The sequence below is a fragment of the Pseudomonas sp. BF-RE-21 genome (assembly GCF_019947305.1).
Taxonomy (GTDB): domain Bacteria; phylum Pseudomonadota; class Gammaproteobacteria; order Pseudomonadales; family Pseudomonadaceae; genus Aquipseudomonas; species Aquipseudomonas migulae.
In genome coordinates this window covers 333,265-347,091 of record NZ_JAGYGF010000001.1, presented here as the reverse complement: position 1 = coordinate 347,091, position 13,827 = coordinate 333,265, and the positions used below count along the sequence as shown (strand labels likewise).

Below are 13,827 nucleotides of genomic sequence, written 5' to 3'. Positions count from 1 at the left end.
CGGTTTGGCTGATATACCGCATCATCGTTCTTCGCGGGCAAGCCTCGCTCCTACAAAATATGTGACATGTCTATACAATCCTCTCTTTGTTAGCTGCCTAAGCAAGGATTCTGCATGCAAGCCGCCAACCCCCGTCGCGGGTACATCCTGGGCCTGAGTGCCTACATCATCTGGGGACTTTTCCCGCTCTACTTCAAGGCCATTGCCAACGTGCCCGCCGTGGAGATCATCATCCATCGCGTGCTCTGGTCGGCACTGTTCGGCGCGTTGCTGCTGATGGTGTGGAAGCATCCGGGCTGGTGGCGCGAGTTGCGTGACAACCCGAAACGGCTGGCGATCCTGGCCTTGAGCGGCACGCTGATCGCGGCCAACTGGCTGACGTACGTCTGGTCGGTAAACAACGGGCGCATGCTTGAGGCCAGTCTCGGTTACTACATCAACCCGCTGGTGAACGTGTTGCTGGGGATGTTGATCCTTGGCGAACGGTTGCGGCGTATGCAGTGGATTGCCGTGGGACTGGCGGCGGTCGGCGTCGCGCAACAGGTGTGGCAAGTCGGCAGTCTGCCGTGGGTGTCGCTGGTGCTGGCGTTGACGTTCGGCTTCTACGGATTGATCCGCAAGCAGGCGCCGGTCAAGGCGCTGCCGGGCCTGGTGGTGGAAACCTGGATGCTGGTGCCGATTGCCATTGCTTGGCTGCTGTTCAATCAGACGGCCGTCAGCGCCCAACCCGAATTCTGGACCACGTCCGAAGCCTGGTGGCTGGTCGCTGCGGGTCCGGTAACGCTGGTGCCGCTGGTGTGTTTCAACGCCGCCGCACGGCATTTGCCCTACACGACACTCGGATTTCTCCAGTACCTGGCGCCGACATTGGTGCTGTTGCAAGCCGTGCTGCTGTTTGGCGAGCATCTGTCGTCCAGCACACTGGTCGCCTTCATCTTTATCTGGGCAGGCCTGGCGGTTTACAGCATCGATGCGTGGATAAGTCTGCGCCGCCGCAGCTGATCAAAAATCGTACAAACCTCTGCAGGCCACGCTTCTCGTGGCCTGCATCGATCCTTCCCAAGGTTATCCACAGCGTGATCCCCGGCGTTTGTGCGCAACTTGTTGAAACTGATGGTTTTTTGATCAGATCTTGAAGAAGCCCGGCCGGCGTGGGCTGGCGGGCTGTCTCTACAGGTTATCCACAGGCAGGTGCACGTATAACTTGGATAACCCTGTCAGGGGTCGCTGCGCAATACCAACTCCACCATCAAATCGTCCGCCAGGGTTTCCAGGCGCGACTGCAACACGTCCAGCGACAAGGTCAGCGGCACCGCAAGAATCGCTTCGGCGTGGAACAACGGCTCGCTGCTCATAGGCGCCGGACGCACTTCCGTCACCAGCCGCTCCAGGTTGACCCCTTGCTCACTCAACAAACGCGTGATGTCGCGCACGATCCCCGGACGATCATTGCCGACCAGTTCCATGGCAATCGGTTTCCAGGTGCAGGATTGTTCGATGCCGCTTTCGGCGATCAGCACGCGAATGCCATGGACGGACAACGCCTGTAAGGCATCGACCAATTCGTCGTAGGCCTCGGCCGGCACGCCCACCCGAAGAATCCCGGCAAACTGCCCGGCCATGCGTGACATGCGGCTTTCCAGCCAGTTGCCGCCGTGCTCGGCAATGCACTGGGCGATGCGCTCGACCTGCCCAGGTTTGTCCGGTGCGAAAACAGTGAGTACGAGGTGGTCCATGGCGCAGCCCTCTTTTGTTGTAGAAAGAGAAGTATAGGCAAGGGATGTTGCTGCGCTGAGTCGGCCGACGCCTTCGCGGGCAAGCCTCGCTCCTACAAGACCTGCGCCATCCCTGTAGGAGCGAGGCTTGCCCGCGAATGGATCACCACCGATGAACCTGCCAAAAAACAAATCGTGTACAACTTCTTATATTTAACTGGAACAATCTCATACTTTTTTGAGAACATCCCTATCCCCGACGTGACTGCAATGCGTCACGGGGTCGCAGAACGACGTAATTAGTCTAATTTTCACAACCGCAATTCATCATGTAGTATGCCGCAGCGCGCACTACATACCGTTGGATCGATGTCTGCCACAGGCGCGGTCGCAGCCCTGAAAGCCCTATCAGCAAGGCCTCAACGCCGTTGATCGGTTCCATCCCAGCCGCCCGAAATGGCATGTACTGGTGGAAGGGGTTTGTGGTTTAAATAGCCAGAGGCTTCATTGTTAATTTGAAGAGCTGAAAAGCGAAATAGCTGAGCAGAGTGAGGCAAGCAATGACTGAACACGTTCAAGTCGGTGGCCTGCAGGTCGCCAAAGTCCTGTTCGACTTCGTGAACAACGAAGCCATTCCCGGAACCGGCCTCACCGCCGATAAATTCTGGGCCGGTGCCGACAAGGTCATTCACGACCTGGCGCCGAAGAACAAAGCCCTACTCGCCAAACGCGATGATTTCCAGGCTCGTATCGACGGCTGGCACCAATCCCGTGCCGGTCAGGCGCACGACGCCGTGGCTTATAAGGCCTTCTTGCAAGACATCGGTTATCTGCTGCCAGAAGCGGCCGATTTCCAGGCAACGACGCAAAACGTCGATGACGAAATCGCCCGCATGGCCGGCCCGCAGCTCGTGGTGCCGGTGATGAATGCGCGTTTCGCGCTCAATGCTTCGAACGCCCGCTGGGGTTCGCTGTATGACGCGCTCTACGGCACCGACGCCATCAGCGAAGCTGACGGCGCGGAAAAAGGCAAAGGCTACAACAAGGTTCGCGGCGACAAGGTGATCGCCTTCGCCCGCGCCTTCCTCGACGAAGCGGCGCCATTGGCTGCCGGCTCGCACGTCGACTCCATCGGCTACAAGATCGTCGGCGGCAAACTGGTGGTCGCCCTCAAAGGCGGCAGCAACAGCGGCCTGCGCAACGACGCTCAGCTGATCGGTTTCCACGGCGATGCCGCTGCACCGACCGCGATCCTGCTGAAAAACAACGGCCTGCATTTCGAAATCCAGGTTGATGCCAGCACCCCGGTCGGCCAGACCGACGCTGCCGGCGTCAAAGACATCCTGATGGAAGCCGCACTCACCACCATCATGGACTGCGAAGACTCCGTCGCCGCTGTCGATGCCGATGACAAAGTGGTGATCTACCGCAACTGGCTCGGCCTGATGAAGGGCGACCTGTCGGAAGAAGTCTCCAAGGGCGGCAAGACCTTTACCCGCACCATGAACGCCGACCGCACTTACACCGGCGTCGATGGCAAGGAACTGAGCCTGCACGGTCGTTCGCTGTTGTTCGTGCGCAACGTCGGTCACCTGATGACCATCGACGCGATCCTCGATAAAGACGGCAACGAAGTGCCGGAAGGCATTCTCGACGGTCTGGTGACCTGCCTGGCGGCGATCCACAGCCTCAACGGCAACAGCTCGCGCAAGAACAGCCGCACCGGTTCGGTCTACATCGTGAAGCCGAAGATGCACGGTCCGGAAGAAGCTGCGTTCACCAACGAGCTGTTCGGTCGCATCGAAGACGTGCTCGGCTTGCCGCGCAACACCCTGAAAGTCGGGATCATGGACGAGGAGCGCCGCACCACGGTCAACCTCAAGGCCTGCATCAAGGCCGCCAGCGAGCGCGTGGTGTTCATCAACACCGGTTTCCTCGACCGTACGGGCGATGAAATCCACACCTCCATGGAAGCCGGCCCGATGGTGCGCAAGGCCGACATGAAGGCCGAGAAGTGGATCGGTGCCTACGAGAACTGGAACGTCGATATCGGTTTGAGCACCGGCCTGCAAGGTCGCGCACAGATCGGTAAAGGCATGTGGGCGATGCCCGACCTGATGGCGGCGATGCTTGAACAGAAAATCGCTCACCCATTGGCCGGCGCCAACACTGCTTGGGTGCCATCGCCAACGGCGGCTGCGCTGCACGCGCTGCACTACCACAAGGTCGACGTGTTCGCCCGTCAGGCCGAACTGGCCAAACGTGCACGCGCCTCGGTGGATGACATCCTGACCATCCCGCTGGCGGTCAACCCGCAGTGGACCGCGGAACAGATCAAGAACGAACTGGACAACAACGCCCAGGGCATTCTCGGTTACGTGGTGCGCTGGATCGACCAGGGTGTTGGTTGCTCGAAAGTGCCGGACATCAATGACATCGGCCTGATGGAAGACCGTGCCACGCTGCGTATCTCCAGCCAGCACATCGCCAACTGGTTGCGTCATGGCATCGTCACCGAAGCGCAAGTGATGGAAAGCCTCAAGCGCATGGCGCCGGTGGTTGACCGTCAGAACGCCAACGACGCGCTGTACCGTCCGCTGGCACCGAACTTCGACAGCAACATCGCCTTCCAGGCGGCGGTCGAACTGGTGGTTGAAGGCACCAAACAGCCGAACGGCTACACCGAGCCGGTTCTGCACCGTCGTCGTCGCGAGTTCAAGGCTGCCAATGGCCTGTAACTGAGCGTTTGCGCTGGACAAAAAAAGGCCCTGATCTTCGGATCAAGGCCTTTTTTGTTTGCTTGAGATCAGTGGTGTTGCCTTCGCGGGCAAGCCTCGCTCCTACAGGGCTTACGTTGTTCGTGAGCAACGCACCATCCTGTAGGAGCGAGGCTTGCCCGCGAAGGCGATCAAATGGGCAACAGATAGCCTGGATCAGGGCTCCAACCCCAACTCATGCTTGACCAGCTTTAGCAGTTTCGCGCTATCAATCGGCTTGAGCAAAAAATCCACCACGCTCAAATGCATGGCGGCAATCGCGTCCTTCACGTCGGCATCGCCGGAAACGATGATGAACGGCATGGCGCCCCGAACGGACTCACGGACCTTGCGGATCAACTCCAGGCCATCAATTTGCCCCATCCGCAGATCAGTAATCACCAGGCCTATCGATGGTTTCTCCGCCAGCATCTTTAGCGCGGTTTCACCGCTGGCTGCGGTCATGCAACGAATACCATCCAGACCTAGAATCTCCGACAACAGCTCGCGCGCATCTTTATCGTCATCGACGATCAGCACCCGTTGCGGCGGCAAGTCGGGTTCCAGCATGACGGCACTCAGCGCCTCGCGCTCGGCGTCACTCAAAATATCGTGGTCGGACATGGTTTTCTCTAAGTTTCCAATATCATTCCCTAGCACAGTGGTGAGACATCGCTAAGCGGGCCGTCAATGTGCACTTCGTCGGATTTATTTCCTATAGGGGGAAGGATAGGTTCTTCCCAAGATTGTGTAAGGCATTTCCGAAATTTCATCGCCGCAAGGCCCGACCTAGACTTACGTCCAATGGGCACCCTGCGCGTAGGGGCCGACCATGACTGAGTCACCCGACAACAACAATTCATAAAAGACTGCGGTAATGGTTATGAGTAAAGCGGACGCCTTCACACAGGCAGGGAAAACCGCGGTATTGCAGAACATCCAGGGCACTTTGCAATTCCTTCAGCGCTTCCCGCCCTTCAATCAAATGGAACACGCTCACCTGGCGTACCTGGTTGAACAATGTCAGCTACGTTTTTATGCCCCCGGCGAGAGCATCATCAAGCCCGCCGATGGCCCGGTTGAGCATTTCTACGTCGTCAAACAGGGCCGGGTCGTGGGTGAACGTCCCCACACGGCCAAGGGCGGCACGGAAACCACCTTCGAAATCACCACCGGCGAATGTTTCCCCCTCGCCGCGCTGCTGGGTGAGCGTGCGACGCGCACCGAACATCTGGCTGCCGAAGACACCTTTTGCCTACAGCTGAACAAGCTGGCGTTCATCAAACTGTTCGCACTTTCCAACGCGTTTCGCGACTTTGCCCTACGCGGCGTGAGCAGTTTGCTGGACCAGGTCAACCAGCAAGTCCAGCAAAAAGCCGTGGAAACCCTCGGCACCCAATACTCGCTGAATACCCGTCTGGGCGAACTGGCCATGCGTCACCCGGTGACGTGCAGCCCGACCACGCCGCTGCGGGAAGCGGTCACCCTGATGCACGAGCAGCAGGTCGGCAGCATTGTGGTGGTCGATGAGCACAAGGCGCCGTTGGGTATTTTCACCCTGCGCGACTTGCGCCATGTTGTGGCCGAAGGCATCAACGACTTCAACGAAGCCATCGAACGGCACATGACCCAGGCGCCGTTTTTCCTGACGCCGGACCACAGCGCCTTCGATGCCGCGATTGCCATGACCGAGCGACACATCGCCCACGTCTGCCTGGTCAAGGACCAGCGTCTGTGCGGCGTTGTCTCGGAGCGCGACCTGTTTTCCCTGCAACGGGTCGACCTCGTGCATCTGGCGCGAACCATCCGCAGCGCCCAACGCGTGGAAAACCTGGTGGCGCTGCGCGGCGAGATCGGTCAATTGGTCGAGCGCATGCTGGCCCACGGTGCGTCCTCGACCCAGATCACTCACATCATCACCCTGCTCAACGATCACACCGTGTGCCGGGTGATCGAACTGACCCTCGCCGAGAAAGGCGACCCGGGCGTGCCGTTCAGTTGGTTGTGTTTCGGCAGCGAAGGGCGCCGCGAGCAGACGCTGCACACTGACCAGGACAACGGCATTCTGTTCGAGGCGCGGGACGCCGCGCACGCCGCCGAGATTCGCGGCAAGTTGCTGCCCATCGCTCAGCAGATCAACCAGAGCCTGGCGCTCTGCGGTTTTACCCTGTGCAAAGGCAACATCATGGCCGGCAACCCCGAGCTGTGTTTGTCCCGAGCCGAATGGGCGCGGCGTTTTGCGGCGTTCATTCGTGAGGCGACACCGGAAAACCTGCTGGGTTCGAGCATCTATTTCGACCTGCGCGTGGTCTGGGGCGACGAGCAAAGCTGCGAGCAGTTGCGTCGGGGGATTCTCGATCAGGTTGCCGACAACCGATTGTTCCAGCGAATGATGGCCGAGAACGCCTTGCGCAACCGTCCACCCGTAGGGCGTTTCCGCGAGTTTGTGCTGGCGCGCAAAAATGGCGAGAAAGCCACGCTGGACCTGAAAGTCCAGGGCCTGACCCCGTTTGTCGACGGCGCCCGACTGTTGGCCTTGGCCCATGGCATCGAGGCGAACAATACGCTGGAGCGCTTTCGCCAGTTGGTCGACAAAGAAGTCATTGATCGACAGGACGGTGCGGCGTACGAAGAGGCGTATCACTTCATCCAGCAAACCCGCATGCAGCAACATCAGCTACAGACCCGGGAAAATTTGCCCTACTCCAACCGGGTCGATCCCGACAGCCTCAATCATCTGGACCGACGCATCCTGCGTGAATCCCTGCGCCAGGCCCAACGCCTGCAAAGCAGCCTGACCCTGCGGTATCAGCTATGAGCCTGTTTTCATGGCTGCGCCCGGCAGGGCCGATGCTGTCCGGGGACTTGCAGCAACGTCTGCAACGCTTGCCGGCGCGGGCCGAGCTCAGAGAATGCAGCCTGCGCGAGCAGCGCTGGGTGGTGCTGGATCTGGAAACCACGGGGTTGAACCTGAACAAGGATCGGGTGCTGTCCATCGGTGCCGTGGTGATTGAGGACGGGGCGATCGACTTCAGTCAGCAGTTCGAACGCACCCTGCAATGCGCGGACATGAAAGTGGCGCCGAGCGTGTTGATTCACGGCTTGGGCCCGAGCGCGATTGCCGCCGGCAGCGATCCGGCGCAGGCGTTGGTCGAGTTCATGGAGTTTGTGGGCGACAGCCCGGTGCTGGCGTTTCATGCGCCGTTTGATCAGCACATGCTCGGCCGCGCACTGAAAGATCATCTGGGCTACAAATTGCAGCATCCGTTTCTGGATGTGGCGGATATCGCCCCCCTGCTCTGCCCTCAGGCGCACATTCGCGAGGCGGGGCTGGATGAGTGGATCGACTGGTTCAAGCTCGAGGTGTTCGAACGCCACAACGCCAGTGCCGATGCGCTGGCAACCGCCGAGCTGGCGCTGATCCTGTTCAGCCGCGCGCGGCAGCAGCAGATTCATAGCCCGTTGAATCTGCAACAGCGGTTGAGTCAGTGGAAGCGCAGGCAGCGGGCGCCTTCCTTTTAAGTTTTTAGCGCCTGTCCCGACGCAATCGCTGGCAAGCCAGCTCCTACAGGGTTTGTGTTGCCCGCCGATTCCGTGAACGACACAACTCCTGTAGGAGCTGGCTTGCCAGCGATGAACGATAACGCGGTCCAACTGAACACCCCCATCAAAACCACCTGACCAGTGGCCAATTGCTTACCTCCCCCGCCTCTGCCACAATCGCGAACAATTCTCGTTAGTTAACACTTCCCAATCGGTGATGCTGCGTGTCGTCAGTCCAAAGCCCCCACAGTGAGCTCGTCGGTGCGTTATATCGCGACCACCGCAGTTGGCTATTGGCCTGGCTTCGACGCAATGTCGCCTGCCCGCAACGGGCCGAAGACCTGAGTCAGGACACCTTCGTGCGTTTGCTGGGCCGTGATCAACTGAACGAACCTCGCGAACCGCGGGCGTTTCTGGTGGCGATTGCCAAGGGCCTGCTGTTCGACTATTTCCGCCGCGCTGCGCTGGAACAGGCTTACCTCACCGAACTGATGCTGATCCCTGAAGGCGAGCAACCGTCGGTGGAAGAACAGCAGATGATCCTCGAAGACCTGAAAAACATCGACCGCCTGCTCGGCAAGCTGTCGAGCAAGGCGCGGGCGGCGTTTCTCTACAACCGTCTGGACGGCCTCGGCCACGCAGAAATCGCCCAGCGCCTGGGCGTGTCGGTGCCGCGGGTGCGTCAGTACCTGGCTCAGGGCATTCGTCAGTGCTACATCGCGCTGTACGGTGAGCCGGTGTGAACCCGGTCAGTTCCAAGCCGGTCTCGGCACAGGTGCTGGACGCGGCGATTGCCTGGCAATTGTCGCTGGATTCCGGCACCCCGGTGGAGCGCGAGGAGTTTGCCAAATGGCACGCCGCCCACGAAGAGCACGCCCGCGCCTGGCGCCAGTTGGGCATGCTCGACCAGCGTTTCAGCGTGGCCAGCGGCCCGGCCCGCACCGCGTTGCTGCAATCGCGCGAAAGCATTCGCCGACGGGTGCGCAAACTCGGCAGCGGCGTGGCCAGCATCGTTGCGGTGCTTGGCCTGGCGCTGTTTGCCGGTGATCGTTATCTGCCGGTCGACTATTGGCTGGCGGATCAGCGCACCGCCACCGGCGAGCAACGCACCCTGCGCCTGAGCGACGGCACGCTGATCAACCTCAACACTCACAGCGCCGTGGATGTGCGTTTTGATGAGAAGCAGCGCCGGGTGATTCTTCAGGAAGGGGAAATCCTCGTCGAAACCGGCCATGGCGACGCCCGGCCGTTTATCGTCGAAACCCGCGAAGGCAGCATGCGCGCACTGGGCACGCGGTTCCTGGTCAAGCGCGAGGAAGAAGGCACGCGCCTGAGCGTGTTGCAGTCCGCCGTGGCCGCCCACCCCGAGTCGAGCACTGAAGAACAGATCCTGCACGAAGGCCAGCAAGTGCTGATGCGCAACAATGGCCTGGGGCCGATCATCGCGCTCAACCTCGGCGCCGATGCCTGGACGCGCGGCATGCTGGTGGTGGACAACGCACGGCTGGAAGACCTGGTTCACGAGCTCGGTCGTTATCGGCGTGGGCATCTGGGCGTAGCGCCCGAGATCGCCGACCTGCGCATCACCGGCAGTTTCCCGTTGCACGACACCGACCTGGCGCTGAGCGCATTGTTGCCGACGCTGCCGGTGCAGATCGAACAGCACACACCGTGGTGGGTGACGGTGGCGAAGGCTGATGCCAAGCCCTGAGAAAGTTGTCGTCTGAGCGGACGCCTTCGCGGGCAAGCCTCGCTCCTACAGGGTTTTGTGTCGAACGGTAATTCTGTGTATGACACAAAACCCTGTAGGAGCGAGGCTTGCCCGCGAAGAGGCCATCAGCCTCACCAAAATTGCTGAATCGAAATTATTTTCATCCAGCCCTATCACTTTTTGATTCTCGTCCGGCACCTAGGCAATTGAGAAGTATTCCCTTTCAGGAGCCGTTGCATGTCCCGTTCGCTAAACACCTTGTTGCGCCCCAGTTTGCTGGCGGTCGCCATTGCCCTTTGCGCCCCTCTGGCCAGTAGCCAACTGATCGCCGCCGAACAAGCGTCCAGCGTTCGTGCCTACAACCTGCCGGCCGCGCCATTGGCCACAACGTTGAACCAGATCGCCAGCCAGTCGGGCCTGGCGCTGTCGCTGAATCCGTCGCTGGCGGCAGGCAAGACGTCGGCACCAGTCAATGGCCAGTTCGACGCGGTTGGCGCCTTGCAGGCAGCTTTGCGTGGCACCGGTCTGCAACTGGAACAGAGCAGCACTGGCACCTACAGCCTTGTGGCCATGCCTGAGGGCGTGGTGGCCCTGCCGGAAACCAGCGTGATCGGCGTAGAAAACACTGAAAACGCCTGGGGACCGGTTGACGGATACGTCGCCACTCGCACCGCTGCCGGCACCAAGACCGATACGCCGATTGTCGAAGCACCACGCTCGATGTCGGTGATCACCCGCGCCCAGATGGAAGATCGCGGCGTACAGAATCTCGATGACGCCGTGCGTTACATGCCAGGCGTGATCGCCAGCAGCTATGGCAGCGACTCCCGCGCCGACTGGCTGCGCGTACGCGGCTTCGAGCCAACCCAGTTCCTCGACGGCCTGCCGTTGCCAAAAGGCTCCTACGCCAACCCAAAGGCTGAAACCTGGAACCTGGAACGCATCACGCTCCTGCGCGGCCCGGCCTCTTCGGTATACGGCCAGACGCCACCGGGCGGCATGCTCGACATGGTCAGCCGCCGTCCCGACGTCATTGCCAGCCACGAAGTGCGAGCCGAAGTCGGCAGCAACAATCGCAAGCAAATCAGCTTCGACAGCACCGGAAAAATCGATGACGAGGGTCAGTTCCTGTACCGCGTCGACGGCGTGGTGCGCGACAGCGGCATGCCGGTCGATCACATTGATGACAAGCGCTACAACCTCGCGCCGAGCCTGACCTGGAACATCGATGACGATACACACCTGACCTTCCTCTCGCAGTTCACCCGCGACGATACCGGGGTCAGCGGTCAGTTCCTGCCTCTGCAAGGCACCAAGCTGGCTTCTCCGGCCGGGGCGAAAATTTCGCACCATAAAAACCTTGGCGATCCGGACTCCGATCACTACGACCGCACCTATTACGCACTGGGTTACGCCTTCGACCATCGCCTGAACGATGTCTGGCAGTTCAAGCAAAACCTGCGTTACACCAAAAGCGATCTGTCGTTCCAGCAAGCCTATGCGTCGTTCGGTGACGTCGTGGCGGCGGATGGCACGCTGCGCCGTCTGGTCGATCAGGTTGATGAGGACATCAGCCAGTTCGCCGTGGACAACAACTTCCAGGCCGACTTCCAGACCGGCGCGCTGAGCCATGTCGTGCTGTTGGGCCTGGACCACCAGCGGACCAACACCAATTACAAATGGCTGGAAGGCAACGCGCCCGACAGCAATGTGATCAAGCCAATCCGTGGTGCGGACTTCTCCAACGTCGCGTACAACACCTTTTACGACTACAACCAGAAAACCAACCAGACCGGCCTCTACGCCCAGGATCAGATCTCCCTGGACAAATGGCGCCTGACCCTCGGCGGCCGCGAAGACTGGATTCACAGCTCGACGCAGTTCAATAACCAGGGCGATGCCACCAACACCCAGCGCGACAAGGCTTTCAGCGGCAACGCAGGCCTGAGTTACGTGTTCGACTCCGGGATCACGCCGTACATCTCCTACACCGAGTCGTTCCAGCCTTCGATGGGCGCCGATGCCAGTTCGACCAAGTCGTTCAAACCCACCGAAGGCAAGCAGACCGAAGTTGGCGTGAAGTACCAGCCACCGGGCAGCCGCACCTTGCTGACCGCCGCCGCGTTCGACCTTCGCCAGCAGAACGTGTCGGTGTCGCAGAACAACGTCACCAGCCAGATCGGTGAATTGAAAGTGCGCGGTATCGAGCTGGAAGCCGTCTCCGATGTCACCGACAACCTGAAACTGGTGGGCTCCTACACCTACACCGATACCGAGATCCTCAAGGGCGACGACAAGGGCAACCGGATGAAACTGGTCCCGCGCAATCAGGCCTCCCTGTGGTCCGATTACACGTGGCACACCGGTGTGCTCGACGGTTTTGGCGTGGGCGCGGGCGTGCGTTATGTCGGCGATACCTACGGCAACACGGCCAACACCAACAATGGTCACGTGGGTTCGTACACCGTGTACGACGCCGCTGTGCATTACGACCTGAGCCGCATCAACCCGGTACTGGCAGGCGTTTCGGTTGACGTCACCGCGAAGAACCTGTTCAACAAGGACTACCTGTCGACCTGTGATGGCACCTGGTGCTACTACGGCGACGAGCGCAACGTCGTGGCGGCAGTCAACTACAAGTGGTAAACCGCTGAGCGGATTACAGCCACACAAGGGTCACGGTACAGCCGTGGCCCTTTTGCATTTGGATGGGTCATGAAAAGCAAAACCATTCGCCGCTGGTCCTTTGTCCACACCTGGACCAGCCTGATCTGCACGGTCTTCCTGCTGATGCTGGCACTGACTGGCCTGCCGTTGATCTTCCACCACGAAATCGACCACTTGCTGGGCGATGCCGCCGAGTTGCAGCAGCTGCCGGCCGACACCCCGCAGCTGAATCTGCAGCAGTTGGTGCAGGCCGCCCAAAAACATCGCCCCGGCGAGGTCATGCAGTATTTCGGCTTCGACGAAGACGAACCGAACGCCGCCATCGCGATCATGGCGGCCACTGCCGGCACCGAACCGAATTCGTCGCACACCTTCATGCTCGACGCCCGCACCGGTGAAGCGCTGGAGATGCCATCGGCCAACGGCGGCTTCATGATGGTCATGCTGCGCCTGCACGTGGACATGTTCGCCGGCCTGCCGGGCAAGCTGCTGCTGGCGTTCATGGGGATTCTGTTTGTAGTGGCTATCGTGTCCGGGACGGTGCTGTACCTGCCGTTCATGCGCCGGTTGAAATTCGCCACGGTGCGCCAGGACAAATCCACGCGCCTGCGCTGGCTCGACCTGCATAACCTGATCGGCGTCGTCACCCTGACCTGGGCGTTGGTGGTCGGCGTCACCGGCGTCATCAGTGCCTGCGCCGACCTGCTGATCGCCGCGTGGCGCAATGACAGCCTGAGCGCGATGGTTGCACCGTATCGCGATGCGCCGGCGCTGACGCAACTCGCGCCTGCGACCCGCTTGCTCGACATCGCCAAAGAAGTCGCGCCCGGTATGCAGCCAGACTTCATCGCCTTCCCCGGCACGCGGTTTTCCAGTGAGCACCATTACGCGGTGTTCATGAAGGGCAGCACGCACCTGACCTCGCATCTGCTGACGCCGGTGCTGATCGACGCCAGCACCCTGCAAGTCACCGCCGTGGCCGAACGGCCGTGGTACATGGACGCCATGGGCATGTCGCAGCCGTTGCACTTCGGCGACTACGGCGGCATGCCGATGAAAATCCTCTGGGCGACCCTCGATGTGCTGACCATCATCGTGCTCGGCAGCGGGGTTTACCTGTGGGTGGTGCGGCGTAAAGCGGCAAGGCCCGTGCTGGAACAAGCGGAGGCCAACGCATGAAGCCGCGGCAGTCGAACTTCTGGAAGGTCTTCTCTACGCCCATTGTCATCGCGCTACTCAGCGCTGCCGGGTTGTTTGCGGCCTTGCTGGGCGATGGCGTTTGGGATGCGTTGAGCTGGCTGGGCCTGGGCATCCCGGCCGTCCTCGCCTTGCGCGGCCTCCTACAACGCCGATAACCACACCAAACCTGTAGGAGCGAAGCTTGCTCGCGAAGGGATCGCCTCGGTCCTTCAGTCAGACCGAGGCGATCCCTTCG

11 protein-coding genes are annotated in these 13,827 nt (G+C 60.5%); 9 read left to right on the top strand and 2 right to left on the bottom strand.

The window, feature by feature from the left end:
- Positions 1–114: 114 nt before the first annotated feature.
- A complete protein-coding gene (rarD, locus tag KGB25_RS01610) occupies positions 115–1,002 on the top strand; it encodes an EamA family transporter RarD (protein ID WP_192227612.1) in 888 nt (295 codons plus the stop codon).
- Positions 1,003–1,217: 215 nt separating this feature from the next.
- Here the strand turns inward: rarD and KGB25_RS01605 are convergent, their stop codons facing one another.
- Positions 1,218–1,736: a glycine cleavage system protein R gene (locus KGB25_RS01605; protein ID WP_008045141.1), complete on the bottom strand. Its 519-nt coding sequence runs from the start codon at positions 1,734–1,736 to the stop codon at positions 1,218–1,220.
- Positions 1,737–2,275: 539 nt separating this feature from the next.
- Between KGB25_RS01605 and KGB25_RS01600 the strand changes: the two genes are divergently transcribed.
- Complete coding sequence (locus KGB25_RS01600; RefSeq protein WP_008045142.1) at positions 2,276–4,453, top strand: malate synthase G; 2,178 nt, start codon at positions 2,276–2,278, stop codon at positions 4,451–4,453.
- Positions 4,454–4,648: 195 nt separating this feature from the next.
- Here KGB25_RS01600 and KGB25_RS01595 read toward each other — a convergent pair whose 3' ends face one another.
- Complete coding sequence (locus KGB25_RS01595; RefSeq protein WP_223434085.1) at positions 4,649–5,095, bottom strand: response regulator; 447 nt, start codon at positions 5,093–5,095, stop codon at positions 4,649–4,651.
- 253 nt (positions 5,096–5,348) lie between these two features.
- On the opposite strand from KGB25_RS01595, the gene KGB25_RS01590 reads away from it, so the two are divergent.
- From KGB25_RS01590 to KGB25_RS01560, 7 genes are all read left to right on the top strand, one after another.
- A complete protein-coding gene (locus tag KGB25_RS01590) occupies positions 5,349–7,289 on the top strand; it encodes a putative nucleotidyltransferase substrate binding domain-containing protein (RefSeq protein WP_008045144.1) in 1,941 nt (646 codons plus the stop codon).
- Positions 7,286–7,993, top strand: a complete 708-nt coding sequence (locus KGB25_RS01585) for a PolC-type DNA polymerase III (RefSeq protein WP_008045145.1) — start codon at positions 7,286–7,288, stop codon at positions 7,991–7,993. The genes KGB25_RS01590 and KGB25_RS01585 overlap by 4 nt, the downstream gene beginning before the upstream one ends.
- 245 nt (positions 7,994–8,238) lie before the next feature.
- Positions 8,239–8,757 carry an RNA polymerase sigma factor gene (locus tag KGB25_RS01580; RefSeq protein WP_032829214.1) on the top strand — a complete coding sequence of 173 codons (519 nt, stop codon included), beginning with the start codon at positions 8,239–8,241 and terminating at the stop codon, positions 8,755–8,757.
- Complete coding sequence (locus KGB25_RS01575; protein WP_008035007.1) at positions 8,754–9,725, top strand: FecR domain-containing protein; 972 nt, start codon at positions 8,754–8,756, stop codon at positions 9,723–9,725. Before KGB25_RS01580 ends, KGB25_RS01575 begins: the two co-directional genes overlap by 4 nt.
- Positions 9,726–9,962: 237 nt before the next feature.
- Positions 9,963–12,371: a TonB-dependent siderophore receptor gene (locus tag KGB25_RS01570; RefSeq protein WP_008045146.1), complete on the top strand. Its 2,409-nt coding sequence runs from the start codon at positions 9,963–9,965 to the stop codon at positions 12,369–12,371.
- Between the two features lie 69 nt (positions 12,372–12,440).
- Complete coding sequence (locus tag KGB25_RS01565) at positions 12,441–13,571, top strand: PepSY-associated TM helix domain-containing protein (RefSeq protein ID WP_008045147.1); 1,131 nt, start codon at positions 12,441–12,443, stop codon at positions 13,569–13,571.
- The gene (locus KGB25_RS01560) at positions 13,568–13,747 is read left to right on the top strand and encodes a hypothetical protein (protein ID WP_008045153.1); all 180 of its coding nucleotides are present in this window, start codon (positions 13,568–13,570) and stop codon (positions 13,745–13,747) included. The genes KGB25_RS01565 and KGB25_RS01560 overlap by 4 nt, the downstream gene beginning before the upstream one ends.
- The last annotated feature ends 80 nt before the right edge of the window (positions 13,748–13,827 follow it).

Excerpts from the sequence above, each read along its gene's own strand:
- rarD (WP_192227612.1), top strand. The coding sequence starts at position 115 with ATGCAAGCCGCCAACCCCCGTCGCGGGTACATCCTGGGCCTGAGTGCC.
- KGB25_RS01605 (WP_008045141.1), bottom strand. The coding sequence starts at position 1,736 with ATGGACCACCTCGTACTCACTGTTTTCGCACCGGACAAACCTGGGCAG.
- KGB25_RS01600 (WP_008045142.1), top strand. The coding sequence starts at position 2,276 with ATGACTGAACACGTTCAAGTCGGTGGCCTGCAGGTCGCCAAAGTCCTG.
- KGB25_RS01595 (WP_223434085.1), bottom strand. The coding sequence starts at position 5,095 with ATGTCCGACCACGATATTTTGAGTGACGCCGAGCGCGAGGCGCTGAGT.
- KGB25_RS01590 (WP_008045144.1), top strand. The coding sequence starts at position 5,349 with ATGGTTATGAGTAAAGCGGACGCCTTCACACAGGCAGGGAAAACCGCG.
- KGB25_RS01585 (WP_008045145.1), top strand. The coding sequence starts at position 7,286 with ATGAGCCTGTTTTCATGGCTGCGCCCGGCAGGGCCGATGCTGTCCGGG.
- KGB25_RS01570 (WP_008045146.1), top strand. The coding sequence starts at position 9,963 with ATGTCCCGTTCGCTAAACACCTTGTTGCGCCCCAGTTTGCTGGCGGTC.
- KGB25_RS01565 (WP_008045147.1), top strand. The coding sequence starts at position 12,441 with ATGAAAAGCAAAACCATTCGCCGCTGGTCCTTTGTCCACACCTGGACC.
- KGB25_RS01560 (WP_008045153.1), top strand. The coding sequence starts at position 13,568 with ATGAAGCCGCGGCAGTCGAACTTCTGGAAGGTCTTCTCTACGCCCATT.